Source organism: Blattabacterium cuenoti, assembly GCF_014251315.1.
Classification (GTDB): domain Bacteria; phylum Bacteroidota; class Bacteroidia; order Flavobacteriales; family Blattabacteriaceae; genus Blattabacterium; species Blattabacterium cuenoti_AJ.
The window spans coordinates 247,967-271,606 of sequence record NZ_CP059185.1 but is presented as its reverse complement, the minus strand read 5'-3'; the positions used below and the strand labels follow the sequence as shown (position 1 = coordinate 271,606).

The following is a 23,640-nucleotide window of genomic DNA, read 5'->3' as shown; positions in this document are numbered from 1 at the left end:
AATCATAAAATAATTTGTAAAATCTCGTTTACAATATCGTTTGTTGCTTTAGGTTTTCCTAATTCTAATATATTTCTACTCATTTTTTTTTTCATGCTAGAATTATTCATTAATTGTATAACAGAATTCACTAATTTTTTCTCTATTTCCTCATTTTTTATAATTAAAGCCGCCTCTTTTTCTTCTAATATTTTAGCATTTTGATTTTGATGATCATTTGAAGACCAAGGAAAAGGGATTAATATATATGGTTTTCCTATTAAACATATTTCTGATATAGTTAAAGCTCCAGCTCTAGATACAATGATATCTGCCGCAGCATAACATGTAGGTATATTTTCTATAAATTCCATGAAAAGAATATTCGAATGATGAGACATTTTATTTTTTTTAATCTTATGAAAATCAAATTTTCCCACCTGCCAAATCAGTTGCATATCCAATTCTATTATCTTTTTTAATCCTTTTATCCAAGCATTATTCATACTATTAGACCCTTGACTTCCTCCTATAGATAAAATAATAGGTCTTGTAATTTTTAATCCTAAATGAATACAAGCTTTTTCTTTACTAGGTAATTGTTGTAATATTTCAGATCGTACTGGATTTCCAGTTATGATAGTCTTTTCTTTTGGAAAATATTTTTGTGCTTGTTCGTAAGCAATACATATCTTATTCGCGTAACGAGAAAATATTCTATTTGTTAATCCAGGAAAAGAATTTTGTTCTTGAATCAAAATAGGGATTTTATTTTTTTTTGCGGCATATAAGGTAGGAAAACTGACAAATCCACCTGTTCCTATAACTATATCTGGAGCAAATTTTTTAATAATTTTTTTTGCTAAAAAAAAACTATATATTAGTTCTATAACTAAAATAAAACCTGATATAGAAAGAAATTTATTTTTTCCACCTGAAATACAAATTTTTTCAATGGAATATCCAAATTTTGGAATTTCTCGCATTTCCATATGATTTTTAGATCCTATAAACAAAATATTGGTTTTTGGAATTTTTTTTTTAGTTCATTAGCAATAGCTATTCCTGGATATATGTGACCTCCGGTTCCTCCACATCCAATAATAATTCTAGGTGATCTAGGTGAAATATCATGATTCATGATGAGTGATAATTTGAGTTCCATCATTTGAATTTTTATGTATCATTCTACTGACACTTAATATGATACCAAAACTAAAAAAAGTAACCCACATAGAAGTTCCTCCTGCACTAATCAGTGGTAAAGTTTGTCCTGTTACTGGAAATAAACCAACAGCTATTCCCATATTAATGAGTGCTTGATTAATAATAGGTAAACCAACAGCAAGTACCAATAAAGAACAAAAATAATTTTGTACTTTCGTAGCTATTATCATAATTCTCATCAGAATTAATATATAAATGAATAAAAGAATTACACCTCCAACAGATCCATATTCTTCTATTATGATAGCATATATAAAATCTGAAGAAGATTGTGGTAAAAAAGCCTTTAAAACACTCTTACCAGGACCACGTCCAAATTTATTTCCTAAAACAATAGCCGTTTTAGATTGTTTCATTTGATAACTTTCTTCAGATTCATGATCCAAAAATTTTTCTATACGACTTTTCCATGTATAAACCCTATTCATGGGTTTTTTATATCCCCATTTTATAACAGAATAAATATATATTCCTGCAAATAGAATTCCCATGAACAGAACTCCTATAACACTTGTGAATGGATATCCTCCTATAAAAAGTAAAATTAAAACGGATATAAAAATAATAACAGCAGTAGAGCCATTAGCAGGAAAAATTAGTCCGATAATAAAAAATATTGGAAACAACAAAGGTAAAAAAGAATTTATAAAATTTATTCGTTTTTTCTTTTTTTGAGCTAAGTATCTGGCACAATAAATGAAAAGAACTAATCCAGCGATACTAGAAGTTTGAAAAGATATATTAATAATAGGAATATGTAACCAACGAGAAGCATTCACCCCATCTAATTCTTTTCTCTGACTCATAGTAAAGATCAATAAAATAAAGACTATAGGCATAGAAATAATAGACATACGGTAAAAATATTTGTAGTCTATAAATTGAGTAAAAAAAAGAATACAAAACCCAACTAACAGAAAAAGAGCATGTTTAAATAAATAACTAAATACTGTATTTGTTCCTCCATATGTAGCAACTAAGTTTGTACTAGCAGAATAAACTGGCAAAAAAGAAAATATAGCCAATAAAGATATAAAAGCCCATAAATATTTATCTCCTTTTATATATTTATCTAAAAATAGGTCTATTTTTTCATAAATTTTCATAAATCAGTTTTCTTACTTCTTGTTTAAATTTATTTCCTCTTTCCTTATAATCTTTAAAAAGATCAAAGCTGGAACAAGCAGGAGAGAATAAAATATTGTCTCCATGAGAAGACAATATATAAGCCATGTAAACAGCTTTTTTAATATTTTTTGTTTCCAAAACAATATCAATGATATTCTTAAAAAAATTCAAAATTTTTTTATTGTTTTTTCCTAAACAAATTAAAGCTTTCACTTTTTTTTTAACCAAAGGAATTAATTCTACATAATTGTTTCCTTTGTCTTCTCCTCCAGCTATCCATATAATAGGTGCATTCATACTTTTTAATGCATAAAAAACTGCATTAACATTAGTAGCTTTAGAATCATTAATGAATTGTATTCCATTCATATTTAGTATTTTTTCCATACGATGTTCTATAGATTTTAATTTTAATAGTATAGAAATTATTAATTCTTTTTTTACGTTTAATATTTCGGATATAATTAATGAAGCTAGAATATTATATAAATTATGATCTCCTATTAAAGGAATATCTTTCACATTTAGAAAATATATTTCTTGATTTTTTTGATTTCGAATAAATATTTTTTGATCTTTTATATAAGCCCCCATATGTAATTCTTCCTTTATAGAAAAAGGAATGCAACGAGATATAACAGGATATTTTTTTAACCCCTTTCTTATAATAGGATCATCATGATTATAAATGAAAATATCTTCTTTTTTTTGAAAAGTTGCTATTCTAAATTTGGAATCAATATAATTTTCAATATCATCATATCTATTTAAATGATCTCTTGTTATGTTTAATAATACTGCAATATTTGTACGGAAATTGAAACAATCATCTAATTGAAAACTACTCATTTCTAATATATAAACATCTTTTTTTTTATGACTTCTTTAGAAAAACTATGTCCAATATTTCCTGCTACTCCTACATTCATTCCTTTTTTTTTAAGAATTTTATAAATAATAGAACAAGTTGTTGTTTTTCCATTACTTCCTGTAATTCCGATAACATAGGAGTTTTCGATATAACTTTTACCGAATTCTAATTCGGATTGTATAGGAATCCCCAAAAAATCAATTTTTTTTATCAAAGGATTCTTTTTAGAAGAAATTCCAGGACTTTTTATTACTTTAATAGCGTTTCGAATAATTATATTTTCTGTATGTCCTTTCTCTTCAAAAGGAATTCTATTTCTTACTAAAATTTTTTTATATTTATTTAGAATCATTCCAGAATCCGATAAAAATATTTTTAATCCATTTTTTTTAGCTAGTAAAGCTGCGCCTACTCCACTTTCTCCTCCACCTAATACAATTATGAATTTTTTTTTCATTTTTATTTTTTTTATATAATTAATAAAATAAATACTAACATAGAGAGCATCATTTGTATAATAATAAAACGATTGAAAATTTTATTTTCATGATATCCTAGTTTTTGAAAATGATGATGTAAAGGAGCCATGAGAAAAATTCTTTTTCCTATGCCATATTTTTTTTTAGAATATTTAAAATACAATACTTGTATGATTACAGAAATATTTTCTATAAAAAAAATTCCACATAAAATAGGCAATATTAATTCTTTTCTATTTATAATAGCTAGTGTAGCGATAACTCCTCCTATAGTTAAACTACCAGTATCTCCCATGAAAATTTGAGCTGGATAAGTATTATACCAAAGAAAACTGATCAAAGATCCTAAAAAAGAAAAAGAGAATATGATGATTTCTTCTAGATGAGGAATATATATAAAATGAAAATAATAGGAATATATTTTATTACTGGAAATAATAGATAATAAAGATAATGTAGCAAAAATAATAGAAGAAATTCCAGCTGTTAATCCGTCTATTCCATCAGTTATATTAGCTCCATTGGATAAAAATGTTATAATTACAATAACAACAGGAATAAAAATAATCCATGCATATTTCTTCCATTTTTTATTATACCAACTTAAAAGATAAGCATAGTTAAATTCATTATTATGACATGTGTAAGAAAAAATAGGAATAGTGGTTTTGAACCCAAATTCTTTTTTTTTCGAAAAGTGTGAATCTTGTGATTCTATTTTTTGTTTTTGAATAGAAATGTTTGTATTAAAGTACATAGTGATTCCAATAAAAATTCCTAATAAAATCTGGCTGAATATTTTTCCCATTATACTAAGTCCTTTTTTATTATGTTTAATTTTAATATAATCATCTATAAATCCAATACAACCCATATACAATGTAGTCATTATCAATATTAATACATATACATTACTTAATGTAGAAAAAAATATTGTAGGAATTAATGTGGAAAATATCATGACAATACCTCCCATTGTTGGGGTTCCTTCTTTTTCTTTTTGACCAAAAAGTTCAAGATCTCGTATTTTCTCTCCTATAATACTATTTTTTTGGTTCCAACATATAATTTTTTTATACAAAACCAAAGCTATACAAAACGATAAAAAAAAAGCTATAATAGCTCTGTGAAAAACAGAATTGATATTGATAAAAAAAGAGATACTAATTAAATATTTTAAAATAAAAAAATGAACCATCTTACTTATCGTAAGTTTTTAACAAATCTTTAGCAATTTCCATATCATTAAAATAATAACGTATTCCCTTGATTTCTTGATAAGTTTCATGTCCTTTTCCAGCTATTAGAATAATATCTTTTTTTTTGGCAATTTTAATAGCAGTTTGAATAGCTTCTTTTCGTCTCACAAAGGTTAAAATAGATTTTTTTTTTGTATGTGATTTAAAATTTTTCATATCATTAAATATTTTATTGATATCTTCATATCTAGGATTATCGGATGTAAAAATCGATATGTCACACGTTTCATAAACAATTTTCCCCATTAAAGAACGTTTTTTTACATCTCTATTTCCTCCACAACCTATGACACAAATTAATTTTTCATCATCTTTTTTTATGATTTCAATAGCATTAAAAATAGATTTTAACCCATCTGGGTTGTGGGCATAATCTACAATAATCTGAATTCCAGAACGGGATAAAAATTTTTCAAAACGTCCTTTTATCGGTTTAATATATTTTATTTTTTTCAGAATGTCATCTTTATTTTTTTCTAATAAAACAGCTGTAGCGTAACTGGCTAATAGATTATAAATATTAAATCTTCCTATCAAATGAGTAAAAACTTTATGACCATCAATTAGTAATTGATTTCCATTAATGTTTTCTTTCAAAATTTGAATTTTAAAATTTGAATTTTTTTTCAAACCATAAAAATAGGTTTTAGCTGAAATTTTTTTTATGATTTTATACGAATTTTCATCATCTGAATTCATTAATGCAAAAGCTTTTTTAGATAAATTTTCAAAAAAAAGTTTTTTAGTAGATAAATAATGATCAAAAGATCTATGATAATCTAAATGATCATGTGTAATATTAGTAAAAATACCTCCTTTGAATAATAATCCTGCAATTCTTTTTTGAGATATTCCATGTGAACTTACTTCCATAAAAGCATATTTGCACCCTTTTTGGATTGAAATATTCAAATATTTATTAATTTCAATAATATTTGGAGTTGTGTGTATCGTAGGATATTTTTCAGATAATATTTTTATACCCATAGTAGAAATAAGAATGTTTTTCTCTCCTATTTTAGAAAATAACTGATGAAGTATTGTTGCTATAGAGGTTTTCCCATTTGTTCCGGTAATTCCTATTAATTTTATTTTTTTTGTAGGATGATCATAAAAATTAGATGAGATAATCCCTAAAGTTTCCATAGAATTTTTAACCAATACATAAGTGATATGTTTATGAATGAAAAAAGGACTGTTTTCACAAATTATAGTATTAGCTCCTTTTTGGATTGCATCCATAATAAATTTATGTCCATCTGTTATTTTACCTTTTTTAGCTACAAAAATCATATTGGATTGTACTATTTTTGAATCCATAGAAATTCCTTCTATAAATTTAGAAGAATTTTTTCCTATCATTTTTAACACATGTACTTTTTTCAGAACATCTTTCAAGAATTTTTTCATTCTTCTAGTTTCAGAAATATAATCTGATTTTTTTTCAATTTTTTTCCTGGTTTAACAGATTGAGTAACTACTTTTCCTATTCCTTCATATTGAATATGAAATCCCTTATTTTCCAATATAGGGATGATTTCTTTTCCAGGAAAAGATACTACATTAGGCATGATCCATTTATCAATGGATAAATTTTTTGATTTTATAATTTTATATAGCAAATTTTCTTTATTTTCTTTTTTTTTAAAAAATATTTTTCTTTCTATTCTAGGAAAAATAGATCTAGCTATTTGGTCAAATACAGGAACTGCTACTTCAATTCCATAGTATCCTTTTTCTGGCTTTGAAATGACTACAATACAAGAATATTTTGGGTTTCTAGCCGGGAAGTATCCTACAAAAGAACTATTGTAGGAGACAGGTTTTCCTTTCATCCAATAATTCAATTGTGTTGTTCCCGTTTTTCCTGCATAAGGAAATTCTGGATTATAATATTTTTTAGCTGTTCCATTTTTGACGACTCCTTCTAACATGTTTTGAATTTTAATCAAAGAAGATTTTTTAGCTATAGAAGGATTCATAACAATAGGTTTTGTATATTTTTTTATACTTTTTCCATGATGTTTTATTTCTCTAATAAATAAAGGTTTTATCATTTTACCTTGATTTGCAATAGAATTATAAAAAGTAAGTATTTGTAAAGGAGTTAGTTTGATATTATATCCAAAAGTCATCCATGGCAAGGTTATGCTACTCCAATTTTTTTTTCCAGGAGTTGGAATAAAAGGCATGCTTTCTCCCGGTATGTCTATCCCTATTTTTCTATCCAATTTCCATTTTCGTAAATGCTCTATAAATTTTTCCGGATTTTCTTTATAATTTTCATAAACAATTTTTGCTACCCCCACATTTGAAGATAATTCTAAAATTTGCTTTGGATTCATTTCAACATATCCATTGTAATGACTATCGCGTATTTTCTTCCCTCTTAATTTCATAACTCCGCCTTTGGTATTGACAATCATATCTACATCTATTTTTTTATCTTCTAAAGCGGCAAGAATCGCCATTGTTTTAAAAGTAGAGCCAGGTTCACTTCCTTCCCATACTGCAAAATTTCTTAAATCTTCGTAAGTATTTTTTTTGGTTTTTTCCAAATTGATCATAGCAGGAATTTCTCCACTTTTAACATCCATCAAAACTACACACCCATGATCTGCTTGAGAAATGGATAATTCTTGAAGTAATGCATGATAGGCTATATCTTGTAAATATATATCTATAGTAGAATAAACGTCTTTTCCATCTTCCGGATTCATCTCGTTTTCTGATTTCAATGGTTTCCATATTTTAAAACTAATACGTTGTTCTAATCTTTTTCCATCTCTTCCTTTTAGATATTTACTAAAAGCTCCTTCTAATCCTGCTTTTCCTCTATGATCATCATACCCTAATGTTCTTTTTCCAATATTTTCCAATGTGTGAATTCTACATATCTTTTTATCTACAATGAAACCGCCTCGTATTTGTCCCTTATTGAAAATAGGAAAATTTCGTAATTTTTTAAAATGTGGATAATCTAAGTTTTTTGCTAATAAAAAATATCTATTCCCCTTCTTTTTTTCATATTTAAATTTTTTATAGAAAAAAAATTTTGGTTTTTTTAATAAAAATTCTAAAGAATTACATAAAGAATAAATATTTTTTTGAAATAATTTTTCAGATATGGACCTAAAATCAATATGAATATCATATCTTATGATAGACATTGCTAAAATGCTACTATCTGATGCATAAATATTTCCACGTTTAGCCTTAATTAAATTAGTTCGAATCGTTTTTTCTATCACAGATTTTTTGTATCCTTCTGAATAATTTTGAATATAAAATAAATTGAAAATAATTAGTGTTGCAATAAATATGAATAAAAAACCAATTAAGTAAGATTTATATAATAAAATATATCTTCTTTCTTTCATGATTTATTTTCTTGTGGTTTTATCTATACTTTTTTGATCTTCTATAACTAATTCATATGGAGGAGATTCTGTATGTTTTAATCCATTTACTAATTTTTTTCTTATAAAAGAAGCTAATTGCATTTTCATACATTTGCTATGAATGTCTGCATATTCGGATTTTAATTCCTTTATTTCTTCACTAATTTTAGTTATTTTTCGAATTTTTCTATCCATCATATGTGAACTGGTAATACTAATTAAAGATAGTACAGTAATAAAAACAATAAAATTCCAACTACGATAAGCATCTTCTTTTACTAAAAATTTTCCTTTCAGGATATCTTGTATATTTGTTTTCATTTTATGATATTATTAGTCTTTTCTGCGATTCTTAGTTTAGCGCTTCTAGATCGTGGATTTTTTATGATCTCTTGAAAACTCGGTTTAATGACTTTTTTATGTATCATTTTGAATGGAATAGTTTTAAAAATTTTATTATTTATTATAATACCCTTTTTAAAAAAATATTTAATGATTCTATCTTCTATAGAATGATATGAAATCACGGCGATTCTACCTCCTGGTAAAATAATTTTAGAAGATTCTAATAAAAAATTCTTTAAAATATTAATTTCATTATTAACTTCTATTCGTATAGACTGAAAAAGTCTAGCAAAAAATCTTTTTCTCTTTTTAAAAGATCCTTTTATAAAAAAAAGATGAACTAAATCTAAAGTTGTCGCAATATTTTTTTTCAAACGTTTTTTTAAAATTTTATCTGCAATTTCTTTTGCATTTTTAAATTCTCCATATTCATAAAATATATGAAATAACTCTTTCTTGGAACATTCATTTAGAACATTTTTAGCGGAATAATGAGATTCCTGGTTCATCCTCATATCTAGAATACAATTGAATCGATTCGAAAATCCTCTTTCAGGATTATCTATCTGTAAAGATGATATCCCTAAATCCGCTAATATTCCTGATACTTTATCGATACGATTTTGATTCAAAATATCACGTATGTGAATAAAATTATTGTGAAATAAATGAAAACGTTTATCTTTGATGCAATTTTTCTTTATAGACTCCTTATCCTGATCCAAAGCGATTAAAGTTGCTTCTTTATTTAATTTTTTTAGAATAGCAGAAGAATGTCCTCCTCCACCAAATGTGGCATCTACATAAATACCATTTTGATCTGTAATTAAATTTTCTATACTTTCTTTTGTAAGAACTGGTTTATGATGGTATTTAATATTCATTTCTATATATTTCTATCTATATAGAACGAAATTATATTTTATAACTATATGTTGCATATATCGTTAAAATTTTTTTTAAATGAAATTTAACTTAATTAAAACGGATCACTCTTCTAAAGCAAGAATAGGGATTTTAGAAACAGATCATGGTAAAATAGAAACACCTATTTTTATGCCAATAGCTTCAAAAGGTTATGTAAAATCTGTTCCAATACATGAACTTTATAAAATATCTAAAATAATTCTTGGAAACGCTTATCATTTATATTTACAACCCGGAATTGAAGTATTACATAAAGCAGGAGGGATTCATTCTTTCCTAAATTGGAAGGAATCTATATTAACAGATAGTGGAGGATTTCAAATTTTTTCCATGAAAAAATTAAATAAAATTACTGAAGACGGAGTTGTATTCAAATCTATTATGAATGGATCTTATCATTTTTTTTCACCTGAAAAATCTATGAAAATTCAACGTATTATAGGTGGAGACATTATTATGGCTTTTGACGATTGTCCTCCTTTTCCTTGTAGTCATACAGAAGCTAAAAAATCTGTCAAAAGAACACATCGTTGGTTAAAAAAATGTTATGATTATTTACAAAATAATCCAGAAATATATAATTATCAGCAAAGTTTTTTTCCTATTGTACAAGGAAGTATTTATACGGATTTAAGAAAATATTCTGCAGAAAAAATTTCTTTTTTAGAAGCAGAAGGGCATGCTATAGGTGGATTAAGTTTAGGGGAAGAAAAAGAAAAAATGTATAGTATTATTGATTTAATAACAGATATTTTACCCCAAAAAAAACCTAGGTATTTAATGGGTGTAGGAAATCCTGTAGAGATTTTAGAAGGAATTGCTCTTGGCATAGATATGTTCGATTGTGTTATTCCTACAAGAAATGGACGTCATGGAATGCTATTTACATGTAAAGGAATTATAAATATAAAAAACAAAAAATGGGAAAAAGACTATTCTTGTTTAGATGAATTTGGAAATTCTTATGTAGATCAATTGTATAGTAAATCTTATGTAAGACACCTTTTTTTATCTAAAGATAATTTAGCAAAAGAAATAGTTTCCATTCATAATCTTTCTTTTTATTTTCATCTTCTTCAAGAAGCAAAAATTCATATCATGCAAAATAAATTTTTTTCTTGGAAAAAATCTATGATTCCTTTATTGCAAGAACGTTTATAACATGAAAATTATTGATCGTTATATTATTCGTAATTTTATTGGGACTTTCATATTCATTACTATTTCGCTGCAATTTCTATCTGTGATTATAGATATATCCCAACGAATGCATCGTTTAGAAAATAATCAAGGATCAATTAAAGAGGCACTAATTTTTTATTATCCTTTTTGGTCTATATGGTTAATTAACACTTTTTCTCCTATTTCCGTTTTTTTATCTGTTATTTTTTTCACATCGAAATTGACCCATAATTCAGAAATTACAGCTATTTTATCAAGCGGAATTAGTTTTAGAAGATTGACTATTCCTTACTTGATATCGGCTATTGTGATAGGAATTATAGCTTTAATAATAAATTATTATTTTTTACCTGTAGCTAACAAAAAAAAAAATGAATTCCATTATCAATATTTGTTAAGTCCAAAATATAAAAATAAATATGAAAATAATCAAACGATAAGTACTCAAATTTCTAAAAATGAATATATTTTTATTCGAAATTTTTCAAAGAAAAAAAATATAGGAAAAGAATGTGTATATCAAAAATTTAATGGAAAAAAGTTAATATACATTCTAAAATCTAGAAATATTTTTTGGTATAAAAAGCAGAGAATATATATTTTTTTTGATTACAAAGAAACCATAATAAAAAAATATCATGATTTTTTTATTATAGGAGATTTTAAGATTAAAAAATTACCCATAACCCCTGAACAATTCTTACCAGAGGAATATATAGCAGAAACTATGAATATTCATGAATTGAAAAAATTTATTGATGGAGAAAAAAACAAAAGAAATATGAATATGCATTTAAATGAATATTATCAAAGAACAAGTTTTCCCTTTTCTACTTTAATATTTACTATTTTGGGATTATCCATATCTACGAAAAGAAAAAAAGGAGAAATTGCTTATAATATTATTGTAGGAATTGCATTAGCTTTTTTTTATATCTTTTTCATAGAAATCACAAAAATATATTCTAACAAGGATTATATTCCTTCTTTATTAGCTGTTTGGCTCCCCAACCTGATTTATGGAATAATTACATTATTCTTTTATTGGAATAGAAGCATGAATTAATTCATTTCAAATCCTGCTATATATACTTGTCCGTTTTGTTTAATAGATTTTATGGTCACATCTCCTGAGTATTTCTTTAAAACTCGATCAACATCATTAGGTTTTTTCATTTTTTCTCCATTAATAGATAAAATAATATCTCCTTCTTCCAACCCTATAGAACTTAAACGACCAGTCCTCATCTCTCTGATTCTAATTCCATAACCAATTCCAAAATCTTTTTTACACTCTTGACTTAACGGATCAAATATTGCTCCTAATAATTCAGATGGAGTAATTTCTTCTTTTGTTCTTATTTTTGTTCTTCCTTGAAAATCTTTTAAAATCACATTAAAAGTCTTTTTCTGTTTATTTCGTATAATGTTCACTTTTACTTTATCCCCTGGATATTTTATTCCCACAATAAATGACAAATCTGCAATATTTTGTATAGGTTTTCCATCTATGCTTTTTATGATATCTCCTTTTTTAAGTCCAGCATCTGCAGCTCCACTTTTTTCAAAAACGTCTCCGATTAAGAACCCCTGTTGTGATTTTATATTTTGATGTGTTTCTTGATTATAAGCTTTTAAATATTCTGTTTTAGAAAGATCCATCCCTCTTACTCCTAAATACGCACGTTGTACGGTCCCATATTTTTTAATATCTTGTATTACTTTTGCTACTAAGTTAGAAGGTGCCGCAAAACTATATCCTATAAAATTTCCTGAAGCTGAAGAAATAGCTGTGTTAATTCCGATTAATTCTCCATTTGCATTAATTAATGCTCCTCCACTATTTCCAGGATTTACAGCTGCATCTGTTTGGAAAAAAGACTCAATGGATGATTGTGTTTCTCCTCTTAATATTCCCAAACTTCTATTTTTTGCACTTATGATACCTGCTGTTACAGTAGAATTTAAATCAAAGGGATTTCCTATCGCTAAAACCCATTCTCCTACTTGTACTTTATTAGAATCCGAGAAATAAATGAAAGGTAAATTTTTTTCATTGATTTTTAATAAAGCTATATCGGTACTAGAATCTGTTCCTATTAATTTAGCTTTATAAGTTCTTTGATCATTAAGAGTAATTTCTATTTTTTCTGCATCTTTTATAACATGATTATTAGTAACAATATATCCATCAGGTGATATGATCACCCCAGATCCATGAAGTCCAGGAATATCATTTTTTTGAGGTTTTCTTCCTCTACTATTTCCAAAATCATCAGGAAATCCGAAAAAGAAATCAAATGGATCAAATTGATTGTTATATTTTTTTGAATAATTTTTTACATTTACTACTGCATGTATCGTTTTAGATACGATCCTGGTAAAATCAGGAAATCCTGCAGAACTAACCAATGATGATGAAGTATCTGATGAAGCAAGCTTCGTTTTTGCTGATGTGTATGGAAAAATTAAAGGCTCTTCTTTCGCGTATTGTTTATATGCCGCAATAGTTATTATTGAACTCATAATACTGCTCAGTACAATATACAAAACTATTTTCTTCATATATATTATATATTTTTTAGTACAGTGTTTTTTTTTAAACAAACACAAATATATGGAAATTAATAATTTCATAGTTCTAAAAATAATATTAACTTCGTTGTTATGGAATTGAATTTTTACAAATATCAAGGAACAGGAAATGATTTCATACTTATAGATTCTAGGAAAGAAAAAATAGAAAATCCTTTTCTATTCAAAAAATTGTGTGATAGACATTTTGGAGTTGGATCCGATGGAATTATTTTGATTCAAAATGATAATGAATATAAAAGTGATTTTTATATGAAATATTGTAATTCTGATGGACAAGAAAGCACAATGTGTGGAAATGGAGGAAGATGTGCTATTTCTTTTTCGGTAAATAAATTAGGGATAAACAAAAAAAATAAAATTCATTTTCGAGCTATAGATGGATATCATGATGGATTTATAAGAAATAATTTAGTTTCTATAAATATGCTTAATATAGATAAAAAAACAATAGAAATTCATGAAAAATACGTTTTTTTAAATACAGGATCTCCACATCATATTCTGTTTGTAGAAAAAATAAAAGAAAAAAATGTATATAAAGAAGGTAAGAAAATTAGATTTCAAAATCCCTATTTTGAAAAAGGAGTCAATGTGAATTTTGTAGAAATACTTGAAAAAAATACGTTGAAAGTACGTACTTATGAAAGAGGAGTTGAAAACGAAACTTTATCCTGTGGGACAGGAGTTGTTGCCTCTGTCATTGCCGCATGCGAAACAAATAAAATCGCAAGTAATGTCGGAGAAATTCTAGTTCAAACTCTTGGAGGAAAATTATGGGTTTCATTTAAAAAAATGAAAAATGAATATAAAAATATTTACTTAACCGGAAATGTTAAATTTATATTTAAAGGACACATTATTATTTAATTATTGTTTCAAATCAAAATTAAAAATAGATAAAACAAATGAATAATTATTCAATTGATAGTGATTCTGTTAAATTTCTTGAAAAATATTTGAATGAATTTTCTCCAACAGGAGATGAGAGAGAAGGACAAAAAACATGGATTAATCATATTAGTTCTTATGTAGAAAAAATACAAACAGATTTATATGGAACAGCAGTCGGAATCATTAATCCTAATTCTCCATACAAGTTAATTATTGAAGCTCATGTAGATGAAATATCATGGTACGTTAATTATATCACAGAAGATGGAATAATATATGTTTCTCGTAATGGAGGATCTGATCATCAGATTGCTCCATCCAAAAGAGTTATCATTCATACGGAAAAAGGATTTGTACATGGAGTATTTGGATGGCCTGCCATTCATACAAGAAAACTTTCAGAAGAAAAATCTCCTAGTGTAGATAATATATTTATAGATATTGGAGTTTCCAATAAGACTGAAGCAATTAATCTGGGTGTTCATGTAGGTTGTATAATTACTTATCCTGATCAATTTTTTATTATGAATCACAATTATTTTGTATCTAGATCATTAGATAACAAAATAGGAGGTTTTATTATAGCAGAAGTAGTAAAAATGCTAATAGAAAATAGTATTAATTTGAAATTTGGATTATATATAGTGAACTCAGTTCAAGAAGAAGTGGGACTAAAAGGAGCTAAGATGATATCTCAAACCATACAACCTAATATGGCTATTGTTACAGATGTAACACATGACACTTATAGTCCTATGATTAATAAAAAAATACAAGGTGAAATTAAATGTGGATTAGGTCCTGTTATTGGATATGCACCTTCAATACATAAAAATATTAGAGAATTGATAATTAATACTGCTAACAGTAAAAAAATACATTTTCAACGTTTAGTTTCTTCTATATCCACGGGGACAGATACAGACGCTTTTGCTTATTCCAATAAAGGCGTATTATCTGCTTTAATTTCCATTCCTCTTAAATATATGCATACTACAGTAGAAATGGTTCATAAAAAAGATGTAGAGCAAGCTGTATTACTAATTTTTGAAACTTTACAAGCAATCAATAATAATAATCAATTTTTCATCGATTGAATCGAAAATGAATGATATCTCCATCTTGAATGAGATAATTTCTTCCTGCTAAGAATATTTTTCCTGCTTTTTTTACATTTTCTTCGGATCCGTATTTTATAAAATCATCATAATGAATAACTTTGGCTCTAATAAATCCTTTTTTAAAATCTGTATGAATAGCTGAAGAAGCTTCATAAGCTGTGCATGGATTGGGAATCGACCAAGATCGAATTTCTTTTTTTCCTACCGTGAAAAAACTTTGTAAGTTCAATAACTTATATGTTTTTTTCAGGACTTGATCAATTCCTATACAACTTTTTTTCAATGATAAAATTACTAAACTGGAATTCTCCATCGATGCCATTTTTTTCATATTTTTTATATGAAAATTAGTTTTGTAATTTGACTCGTCATCTATATTACATACATAAATAACAGGTTTAATAGTTAATAACTGTAAATCTTTTATGTGTTCTTTATCATCTTTTTGAAATGGGTACATTCTAATATTTTTTCCTTCTTTTAAGAAAGAGAAAATTTTTTTCAGTATGGATGTAGACTTGTTTAGTTGATTTTGATTTTTTTTAGTTACTTTTTCTAATTTTTTTTCTATCGTTTCTAAATCTTTTAATTGTAATTCCATATCAATAATTTCTTTATCCCTAATAGGATTTAGGGAGCCTTCTACATGAAGAACACTTATATCGTGAAAAAAACGTATCATATGAATAATGACATTTGTTTCACGAATATGAGATAAAAATTTATTTCCTAAACCTTCTCCCTTATGTGACCCTTTAATTAATCCAGCTATGTCTACTATTTTTATTTCGGATGGTATTATTTGTGTCGGATTAATGATTTTTTTTAGTTCGTATAGTCTTTTATCTGGAACTTTTGTGATTCCATAATTAGGTTCTATAGTAGAAAAAGGAAAATTTTCTGATAAAACTTTAGAATTGGAAATTAGATTAAAAAAAGTTGATTTTCCTGTATTTGGAAGGCCTATAATTCCACATTTCATTTATATGAGATTTAATAACATAAAAATTACAATTTTTATCGAAAAAGAAGTATTATTTTATGAAATTTAATTTTTGTATGGATGAACGAAAATAAAATGCCGTTTTGGAAACATATTGAGGAATTAAGAAAACATATAATTCATTGTTTTTGTGCAATAGTCATTTCAACGATTGTTTTAATGAACAATAGAAATATTATATTTGACTGCATTATTTTTGGTCCAGCAAAAACAAATTTCATCACTTACCGTATTTTTTATAAAATAGCTAATTCCTTTTTAGGTATCCATTTAAATTCCATTTCTTTTTTATATAAAAATTTAGAAATACAGAATAGACAAATATTTGGTCAATTTCATATTTATGTATGGACTTGTTTTATAGGAGGGATAATTTTATCTTTTCCTTATGTTTTTTATGAATTTTGGAAATTCATTAAACCGGCTCTTTCGGATGAAGAAAAAAAATATTCTATATGGATACTAATCATGGTTACTTTTTTATTTTTTTTAGGAATTTTTTTTGGATATTTTATATTATGTCCATTTTTAATTCATTTTGGATATTCTTTTAGAATAAGTCATATTCCTAAAAATATATTCGATTTATCAGATTACATCTCTTTAATTGTACATTCAGTCCTTTCTATGGGCATTATTTTTTTATTTCCATTTTTTATATTTTTTCTTACTAAAATGGAATTAATATCCTACTCGTTTTTAAAAAAATACAGAAAACATGCTTTTTTGATTATGTTAGTTCTAGCTTCTGCTATAACCCCTGGAGATATTTTAAGTACAATCATAGTATTGATCCCTCTTATGATACTTTATCAAGTAAGTATATATATATCTTTTCATACAAATAAAAAGCCTCTAGATTAAGATTAGAGGCTTTTTATTTTTTTTATCATGATTTTCGTATTGTGATTTCAACACATCGTCCTTTTTTCTTTCCTACTCCTAATCCTCTAACTTCTATTCTAGAAGCATCTACTCCTTTATAAACTAAAGCTTCAAACACGGAATGAGCTCTTTTTATGGATAAAATTTTATTATAATAGGATTTTCCATGAGCATCTGTATATCCATTTATATAAAATTTAGAATTAGGAAGACTTTTGATCATGATTTCAGCAATTTCATTAATCGTTGACAACGAACGAGGTGATAATGAAAATTTACCCAATTTGAATAAAATAGGGCGAAAAACTATATCAGGACATCCTTCATTTTCTTTTTTTCCAAATTGATTAGGACATTTATCTTCATGATCTGGAATATTATCTGAATCTGTATCAGGACAGCCCTTAAATTGTTTTAATCCAAATTGATTAGGACATAAATCTTCCTTATCTAAAACTCCATCATTATCTGAGTCTTCTTGATGATTACAACAAATTTTATTTTCTTTTTCTTCTTCTACAAGAAAGTTTTTTTCTGTTTTCCTAGAAGGAACGGAAGAATAACTTTTTTCTGTTTCTGTGTCTGATATGGTATCATGATCATGATTAATTTTTAAATTTCCAAAACGAAAAATTAATCCTACATTATGTTTCCAAAAATTTAAAAAATCTCTTGATTGTTTTGCAAATACGTGATTATAAGTACTTTGAAAATTAATTCCAAAATTAGAAACCAGCCATAAATTTAAACCTAACCCCCCATCTAATAAAAAAAAGTTTTTTCTATTCGTTTTAAAATATTTTGTATCTGAAATTCTTAATTCTCTATTAAGATAATTATTAAACTTATGATAACCAGCTCCTAATCTTAAATAAGGATCAAATTTATGATGAGGTAAAATGTATAAATTAACCCCATTACTTAATTTCATAAAAAAGTTATTTCCTATTTTCCATCTTGTATTGTCTACCATCCCTAATGAAGCATCTAAATACAAACCTATGTGTTTCTTAATATTATGTTCTAATTCTAGACTAGAAATAATAGGATTAAAACTATTATTCTTTTTCAGAAAAAAACCTTTAAAAGGAGACGTTATAGGATAATAATTAATGTCATGTGCTCCTATTCGAATAAACCATTTTTCCGAATTCTGGGAAAATACAGACGAAAAAAAAGCAAATAAAGCCACAATAAAAAAATTGACGTTTTTCATAAAACTATAATTTCTTTAAATCTAAGCAAATATAAATATTTGATTTCAAAAATAAATTAAATACGATTTTTTAATTTTACAAAAATTGCTTAACCTCTCTAAAGAGATCTTTTTTTCGTAAATATTCACGTTTATCATATATTTTTTTTCCTTTAGCTAAAACTATTTTCATTTTTATATATCCTTTATCATTAAAAAATAATTCAATGGGAATTAAAGTCAAACCTGTATTTTTTAATTTTTTATTGATTTTTATCAATTCTTGTTTTTTTAATAACAATTTTCTTTCTCTTCTGCTTGAATGATTACAATTTGTTCCAAATTTATATTCAGCTATATACATATTAATAGAATATAGCTCTCCATCTTTCATTTGACAAAAACTTTCCATTATATTAACCTTATTTTGCCTTATTGATTTGACTTCAGTTCCAAGCAATTGGATTCCAGCGATATAATATTCCATAAAATGATATCTAAATCTTGCTTTTCTATTTAGAATTAGAATACTCATAATTAATTGTTATTTTTGTGAAATAAAAATCGAGAGTAAAAAATACAAAAATATACAAACAAAAATTGAAAAAATGAATGTACGTTATTTAAAAGATTTGTGTATTCAAGTGAGGAGAGATATTTTACGTATGGTAAATGACGCTAAATCTGGACATCCTGGTGGATCTTTAGGATGTACAGAGTATTTTGTCGCTTTATATCAGAAAATTATGCATTATAATCCAAATGAATTTTCTATGGATGGAAAAGGAGAAGATCTTTTTTTCTTATCTAATGGACATATATCTCCTGTTTATTATAGCATATTAGCTCGTTCTGGATTTTTTTCTATTAAAGAATTATCTTCTTTTAGGAAATTGAATTCTCGTTTACAAGGACATCCTACTGTACATGGAGGACTTCCCGGAATCCGAATTTCTTCCGGGTCCTTAGGACAAGGGATGTCTGTATCTATTGGAGCGGCCTTATCAAAAAAACTGAACAAAGAATTCAGTAATATTATTTATAGTTTACATGGAGATGGAGAGTTAAATGAAGGACAAATTTGGGAAGCTGTTTTATATGCAGGGGCTCGAAAAATAGATAATTATATAGCCACTGTAGATTACAACGGGCAACAAATAGATGGAACGACAGATGAAGTATTACCTCTTGGTAATTTGAAAAAAAAATTTGAATCTTTTAATTGGAAAGTTCTAGAAGAATTAGAAGGTAACAATATTGAAAAAGTTATTAATATTTTAAATAAAGCTAAAAATGAAACTGGAAAAGGAAATCCTGTTTTAATCATATTATATACTCAAATGGGATACGGTGTAGATTTTATGGTTGGGAATAATGCATGGCATGGAAAATCACCCAATAAAAAAGAATTAGAAAAAGCTTTATCTCAACTTCCTGAAACTTCTTTAGGAGATTATCCATTATCATTATAAAATATTATGTTTTTTATGAAACAATATAAAAATAAAGGACTTAAAGAAACTAGAGCAGGTTTTGGTAAAGCTTTAACTTTTTTGGGTAAGAAAAATCATAAAGTGGTTGCATTATGTGCAGATTTGACCACATCTTTATTTATGGATCAGTTTTCTAAAGAATTTCCTGAAAGATTTTTTCAAATAGGAATAGCAGAAGCGAATATGATTGGAATCGCTGCTGGACTTAGTATTGGAGAATATATTCCATTTGCTGGAACATTTGCTAATTTTGCAACATCTCGTGTTTACGACCAAATCCGTCAGTCTGTTGCTTATTCTTACAAAAATGTAAAAATATGCGCTTCTCATTCTGGTTTAACTTTAGGAGAAGATGGAGCTACACATCAAAGTTTAGAGGATATAGGAATGATGAAAATGCTACCTGGTATGACCGTTATTAACACCTGTGATTATAATCAGACTTATGCAGCGACTTTAGCTATATCGAATTACTTAGGTCCAGTATATTTACGTTTTGGTCGTCCTGCCGTAGCTAATTTTACAGATGAAAATCAAAAATTTCAGATAGGAAAAGCAGTAGTACTAACGGAAGGGAAGGATGTTACTATTGTTAGCACAGGACATATGGTTTGGGAATCTTTAGAAGCGTCTAAAATTTTATACGAAAAAAAAGGAATAGAATGTGAAGTCATTAATATTCATACAATTAAACCATTAGATGAAGAATCTATTTTAAAGTCTATTAATAAAACAAAATGTATTGTTACTGCAGAAGAACATAATTATTGGGGTGGATTAGGAGAAAGTGTAGCCAGAGTATTGACCACTTATAATAACAAAAAAAGGTCAGTTCTTCAAAGTTTAGTAGCTGTTAATGATACTTTTGGAGAAAGTGGAAAGCCAATGGAACTTTTAAAAAAATATAACATTGATCGTGATTCTATTATAAATCATGTACAATTTATTTTTGATAATAAAAATAAATCATAAATTTTGAAAATCAATAGTTTACAAAAACTAGTTCATGATTGGATCGTAAATCATGGAATTCGTTATTTTGATGTATTAACTAACACAATTCTTTTGTCTGAAGAAGTTGGGGAAGTTTCTCGAATTATTGCTAGAAATTATGGAGAACAAACGAAAAAAGAAAATTGTAAAAAAGATGAAGATCTTGGAGAAGAATTATCTGATGTATTATTTATTATAGCTTGTTTAGCCAATCAAACGGGAATTGATTTGGAAGAATCCTTTCACAAAAAATTAAAAAAAAAGGAAATTAGGGATCATAACAGACATCGTGAAAACAAAAAATTAAAATAAAAATATGTCTTCTTACATTAAAATTTACAAAGAAAGAAGTTCTTTATGTGGTTCTATATCCATAATGGGATCTAAAAGTATATCTAATCGTCTTTTAATTTTAAAAGCTCTTTATAAAAATGATATTCATATTGAAAATCTTTCTAATTGTGAAGATACAGAAGTATTAAAAAAAAGTTTAGTTAGTGCTTCTAATATATTAGATATTCATCATTCGGGAACTGCTATGCGTTTTTTAACTTCTTATTTTTCTATACAAGAGGGGAAAAAAGTAATATTAACAGGATCAGATCGAATGAAAGAAAGACCTATTTTTTTACTTGTAGAAGCTCTAAAAAAACTAGGATCTGAAATTTATTATTTGGGAAAAAAAGGATTTCCCCCAATAGAAATTTTAGGTAAAAAAATTTTAGGAGGAGAAATAGAGATGAATGCAAAAATTAGTAGTCAGTATATAAGTTCTCTTATGTTAATAGCCAGCCAATTTAAAATGGGGTTAAAAATTTTTCTAAAAGGAAATATTACATCTATTCCTTATATCAAAATGACTTTTGATTTACTGACTATGGCTGGAATCAAAGTTAATTGGAAAGAAAGAATCATTCATATTTATCCAGTAAAAAATAAGGGAAAAAAATATTTTTATGTAGAGTCAGATTGGAGTTCCGCTTCTTACTATTATTCAATGGCTGCTATTGCAAAAAAAAGTCATATTATTTTACGTTCATACAACAATGTCAGTTTACAAGGAGATAAAGAAGTTTCTTATATATATGATAAATATTTTGGAATATCTACCGTTTTTGATAAGGATGTAATAACATTAAAGAAAAAATTGAATTTTTTATTTCCAAAATTTATTGAATTAGATTTAAATAAAACCCCAGATCTTGCTCAAACTATTGTTGTAACTTGTGCAGTTTTTGGTATAAAATGTAGTTTTAAAGGTTTAGAAACATTGAAAATTAAAGAAACAGATAGATTACAAGCATTAAAAAATGAACTTTTTAAATTTGGAGTGATAACAAAAATTACGGATTCTTGTTTAGAAATAACAGATTTTTATAGAAAAAAAATTGATTCCTTTATTCGAATTAAAACTTATCAAGATCATAGAATGGCAATGTCTTTTTCTACATTTGGATTATGTTCTAATTTTATACAAATAGAAAATCCAAATGTTGTAGAAAAATCATATCCCAATTTTTGGAAAGATTTAGAATCTTTAGGTTTTTCAATTAATTCTTATTATGGAGAATAAAGAATCCTTCTTGCCATAATGAATCGATGTTTCCAATATTTTTGATACAATTGAGATATTACTACACCATTGGATGTAGATGCATGAATAAAAAATATGTTATTATTATTATTGTTAGTGTTAATATGGATGACCATTCCTACATGATTGATTTTTTTAGATCTTCCTGTTGAAAAAAATAATAAATCTCCTTTTTCTATTTTGTTTTTAGGTACAAAAGAACCTTTCATCGCTTGATGATGAGAAATACGTGGTAAAAATATCTGATAAGAAGCAAAAATATTTTTTATGAAAGCAGAACAATCTATTCCCGTTTTTGAAGTTCCTCCATATCTATATGGAGTATACATGTAATTTTTAGCTTTTTTTATAATGGATTCTATTTGTTCTTTAAAACAAAGTTTTTGATTCATAAATTTAAAATAATTTTTTGAATTATTCTTTTGTTTTTTTTTTCTAAAATAAATTCTTTCATATTTTTTATTACATTCCACATTTCCATATAATGAAATAGAAATAAGATGATAATAAAAAATTATAAGTAAAAGAATTCTAGAATTTATGATTTTCTTGTTTTAAGAATTTAAAATAAATACAGAATGAAAAAGAGATCATCAAATGTAAACAAAATACTTGTATTAAATATAAAAAAAATTTAATTTGTGTTATTAACTTTTTTGATTAAAGGCCCATTCGTCTATTGGTTAGGACGTCAGGTTTTCATCCTGGAAAGAGGGGTTCGATTCCCCTATGGGCTATAATTATATCTTATGGCAAATCATTTATCTTCTTTAAAAAGAATCAGACAAAATTATGCTAGACGCTTACGAAACAAATATGTATATAAAAGTACCAAAACAGCTATAAAAAAATTCTTAATGGATAAAAATAAGAATAAGAAACAATATTCTATTGTGATTTCCATGATAGACAAATTAGCAAAAAAAAATATCATACACGTGAATAAAGCAGCTAGATTTAAAAAAAAATTGAGTAAAGAATTATTTTCTAGTTAATTGTTTATGACAATTTTTATTAAAAATTCATTATATATATGAGTTTTGATAATTCATTTTCTTTAATTAATTAA

Annotated in this window: 23 protein-coding genes, 1 tRNA gene and 1 pseudogene; 11 read left to right on the top strand and 14 right to left on the bottom strand. The window is 26.1% G+C overall.

The features are described 5' to 3' along the window. Nucleotides 1-2 precede the first annotated feature (2 nt). From murG to rsmH, 9 genes and pseudogenes are all read right to left on the bottom strand, one after another. Nucleotides 3-971 carry an undecaprenyldiphospho-muramoylpentapeptide beta-N-acetylglucosaminyltransferase gene (gene murG, locus H0H74_RS01280; protein WP_262886991.1) on the bottom strand — a complete coding sequence of 323 codons (969 nt, stop codon included), beginning with the start codon at nucleotides 969-971 and terminating at the stop codon, nucleotides 3-5. 14 nt (nucleotides 972-985) lie between these two features. Further along, nucleotides 986-1,120 (bottom strand): glycosyltransferase, encoded by a 135-nt coding sequence (locus H0H74_RS03165; RefSeq protein ID WP_262886990.1) that lies wholly within the window; start codon nucleotides 1,118-1,120, stop codon nucleotides 986-988. Next, nucleotides 1,110-2,312 (bottom strand): FtsW/RodA/SpoVE family cell cycle protein, encoded by a 1,203-nt coding sequence (locus H0H74_RS01275; RefSeq protein WP_185849448.1) that lies wholly within the window; start codon nucleotides 2,310-2,312, stop codon nucleotides 1,110-1,112. The genes H0H74_RS03165 and H0H74_RS01275 overlap by 11 nt, the downstream gene beginning before the upstream one ends. Further along, nucleotides 2,299-3,662 (bottom strand): annotated as a pseudogene (gene murD / locus H0H74_RS01270) (UDP-N-acetylmuramoyl-L-alanine--D-glutamate ligase). The gene H0H74_RS01275 and the pseudogene murD overlap by 14 nt, the downstream one beginning before the upstream one ends. A gap of 11 nt (nucleotides 3,663-3,673) precedes the next feature. Continuing rightward, nucleotides 3,674-4,882 carry a phospho-N-acetylmuramoyl-pentapeptide-transferase gene (gene mraY, locus H0H74_RS01265; RefSeq protein ID WP_185849447.1) on the bottom strand — a complete coding sequence of 403 codons (1,209 nt, stop codon included), beginning with the start codon at nucleotides 4,880-4,882 and terminating at the stop codon, nucleotides 3,674-3,676. Nucleotide 4,883: 1 nt separating this feature from the next. Beyond that, nucleotides 4,884-6,353 carry a UDP-N-acetylmuramoyl-L-alanyl-D-glutamate--2,6-diaminopimelate ligase gene (locus H0H74_RS01260; RefSeq protein ID WP_185849446.1) on the bottom strand — a complete coding sequence of 490 codons (1,470 nt, stop codon included), beginning with the start codon at nucleotides 6,351-6,353 and terminating at the stop codon, nucleotides 4,884-4,886. Continuing rightward, on the bottom strand, nucleotides 6,350-8,323 hold the full coding sequence (locus H0H74_RS01255) for a penicillin-binding protein (protein ID WP_185849445.1): 1,974 nt from the start codon (nucleotides 8,321-8,323) through the stop codon (nucleotides 6,350-6,352). The genes H0H74_RS01260 and H0H74_RS01255 overlap by 4 nt, the downstream gene beginning before the upstream one ends. Before the next feature lie 3 nt (nucleotides 8,324-8,326). After that, a complete protein-coding gene (locus tag H0H74_RS01250; RefSeq protein ID WP_185849444.1) occupies nucleotides 8,327-8,665 on the bottom strand; it encodes an FtsL-like putative cell division protein in 339 nt (112 codons plus the stop codon). Beyond that, complete coding sequence (gene rsmH, locus H0H74_RS01245) at nucleotides 8,662-9,573, bottom strand: 16S rRNA (cytosine(1402)-N(4))-methyltransferase RsmH (protein ID WP_394798660.1); 912 nt, start codon at nucleotides 9,571-9,573, stop codon at nucleotides 8,662-8,664. Before rsmH ends, H0H74_RS01250 begins: the two co-directional genes overlap by 4 nt. Before the next feature lie 79 nt (nucleotides 9,574-9,652). Between rsmH and tgt the strand changes: the two genes are divergently transcribed. After that, on the top strand, nucleotides 9,653-10,777 hold the full coding sequence (tgt, locus tag H0H74_RS01240) for a tRNA guanosine(34) transglycosylase Tgt (RefSeq protein WP_185849443.1): 1,125 nt from the start codon (nucleotides 9,653-9,655) through the stop codon (nucleotides 10,775-10,777). A gap of 1 nt (nucleotide 10,778) precedes the next feature. Continuing rightward, nucleotides 10,779-11,864 (top strand): LptF/LptG family permease, encoded by a 1,086-nt coding sequence (locus H0H74_RS01235; RefSeq protein ID WP_185849442.1) that lies wholly within the window; start codon nucleotides 10,779-10,781, stop codon nucleotides 11,862-11,864. Here the strand turns inward: H0H74_RS01235 and H0H74_RS01230 are convergent. Further along, a complete protein-coding gene (locus H0H74_RS01230; RefSeq protein ID WP_185849441.1) occupies nucleotides 11,861-13,363 on the bottom strand; it encodes a Do family serine endopeptidase in 1,503 nt (500 codons plus the stop codon). The genes H0H74_RS01235 and H0H74_RS01230 overlap by 4 nt on opposite strands. 102 nt (nucleotides 13,364-13,465) lie before the next feature. On the opposite strand from H0H74_RS01230, the gene dapF reads away from it, so the two are divergent. Then, nucleotides 13,466-14,263: a diaminopimelate epimerase gene (gene dapF, locus H0H74_RS01225; RefSeq protein ID WP_185849440.1), complete on the top strand. Its 798-nt coding sequence runs from the start codon at nucleotides 13,466-13,468 to the stop codon at nucleotides 14,261-14,263. A 38-nt stretch (nucleotides 14,264-14,301) separates the two neighbouring features. Then, nucleotides 14,302-15,384: a zinc-binding metallopeptidase family protein gene (locus tag H0H74_RS01220; protein WP_185849439.1), complete on the top strand. Its 1,083-nt coding sequence runs from the start codon at nucleotides 14,302-14,304 to the stop codon at nucleotides 15,382-15,384. Here H0H74_RS01220 and H0H74_RS01215 read toward each other — a convergent pair. After that, nucleotides 15,374-16,390 (bottom strand): redox-regulated ATPase YchF, encoded by a 1,017-nt coding sequence (locus H0H74_RS01215; protein ID WP_185849438.1) that lies wholly within the window; start codon nucleotides 16,388-16,390, stop codon nucleotides 15,374-15,376. The genes H0H74_RS01220 and H0H74_RS01215 overlap by 11 nt on opposite strands. Before the next feature lie 81 nt (nucleotides 16,391-16,471). Between H0H74_RS01215 and tatC the strand changes: the two genes are divergently transcribed. Continuing rightward, on the top strand, nucleotides 16,472-17,275 hold the full coding sequence (gene tatC, locus H0H74_RS01210) for a twin-arginine translocase subunit TatC (protein ID WP_185849437.1): 804 nt from the start codon (nucleotides 16,472-16,474) through the stop codon (nucleotides 17,273-17,275). Nucleotides 17,276-17,300: 25 nt separating this feature from the next. On the opposite strand, the gene H0H74_RS01205 is transcribed toward tatC, so the two are convergent. Then, nucleotides 17,301-18,512 (bottom strand): OmpA family protein, encoded by a 1,212-nt coding sequence (locus H0H74_RS01205; RefSeq protein ID WP_185849436.1) that lies wholly within the window; start codon nucleotides 18,510-18,512, stop codon nucleotides 17,301-17,303. Nucleotides 18,513-18,588: 76 nt separating this feature from the next. Beyond that, entirely contained in the window at nucleotides 18,589-19,020 is a 432-nt protein-coding gene (gene smpB, locus H0H74_RS01200; RefSeq protein ID WP_185849498.1) for an SsrA-binding protein SmpB, read from the bottom strand. Between the two features lie 79 nt (nucleotides 19,021-19,099). On the opposite strand from smpB, the gene H0H74_RS01195 reads away from it, so the two are divergent. From H0H74_RS01195 to H0H74_RS01180, 4 genes are read left to right on the top strand one after another with little or no spacing between them, the layout of a single operon-like run. After that, nucleotides 19,100-19,963 carry a transketolase gene (locus H0H74_RS01195; RefSeq protein WP_185849435.1) on the top strand — a complete coding sequence of 288 codons (864 nt, stop codon included), beginning with the start codon at nucleotides 19,100-19,102 and terminating at the stop codon, nucleotides 19,961-19,963. 15 nt (nucleotides 19,964-19,978) lie between these two features. Next, nucleotides 19,979-20,956 carry a transketolase family protein gene (locus tag H0H74_RS01190; protein WP_185849434.1) on the top strand — a complete coding sequence of 326 codons (978 nt, stop codon included), beginning with the start codon at nucleotides 19,979-19,981 and terminating at the stop codon, nucleotides 20,954-20,956. Between the two features lie 3 nt (nucleotides 20,957-20,959). Beyond that, nucleotides 20,960-21,289, top strand: a complete 330-nt coding sequence (locus tag H0H74_RS01185; RefSeq protein WP_185849433.1) for a nucleotide pyrophosphohydrolase — start codon at nucleotides 20,960-20,962, stop codon at nucleotides 21,287-21,289. Nucleotides 21,290-21,293: 4 nt separating this feature from the next. After that, nucleotides 21,294-22,550 (top strand): 3-phosphoshikimate 1-carboxyvinyltransferase, encoded by a 1,257-nt coding sequence (locus tag H0H74_RS01180; RefSeq protein ID WP_185849432.1) that lies wholly within the window; start codon nucleotides 21,294-21,296, stop codon nucleotides 22,548-22,550. On the opposite strand, the gene H0H74_RS01175 is transcribed toward H0H74_RS01180, so the two are convergent. Next, nucleotides 22,538-22,963, bottom strand: coding sequence for a C40 family peptidase (locus H0H74_RS01175; protein ID WP_238784107.1), 426 nt, complete (start codon nucleotides 22,961-22,963; stop codon nucleotides 22,538-22,540). The two genes, H0H74_RS01180 and H0H74_RS01175, sit on opposite strands and share 13 nt — an antisense overlap. 273 nt (nucleotides 22,964-23,236) lie before the next feature. On the opposite strand from H0H74_RS01175, the gene H0H74_RS01170 reads away from it, so the two are divergent. Beyond that, nucleotides 23,237-23,308 (top strand) — tRNA-Glu (locus tag H0H74_RS01170). A 12-nt stretch (nucleotides 23,309-23,320) separates the two neighbouring features. Next, nucleotides 23,321-23,566 (top strand): 30S ribosomal protein S20, encoded by a 246-nt coding sequence (gene rpsT / locus H0H74_RS01165; RefSeq protein WP_185849430.1) that lies wholly within the window; start codon nucleotides 23,321-23,323, stop codon nucleotides 23,564-23,566. The last annotated feature ends 74 nt before the right edge of the window (nucleotides 23,567-23,640 follow it).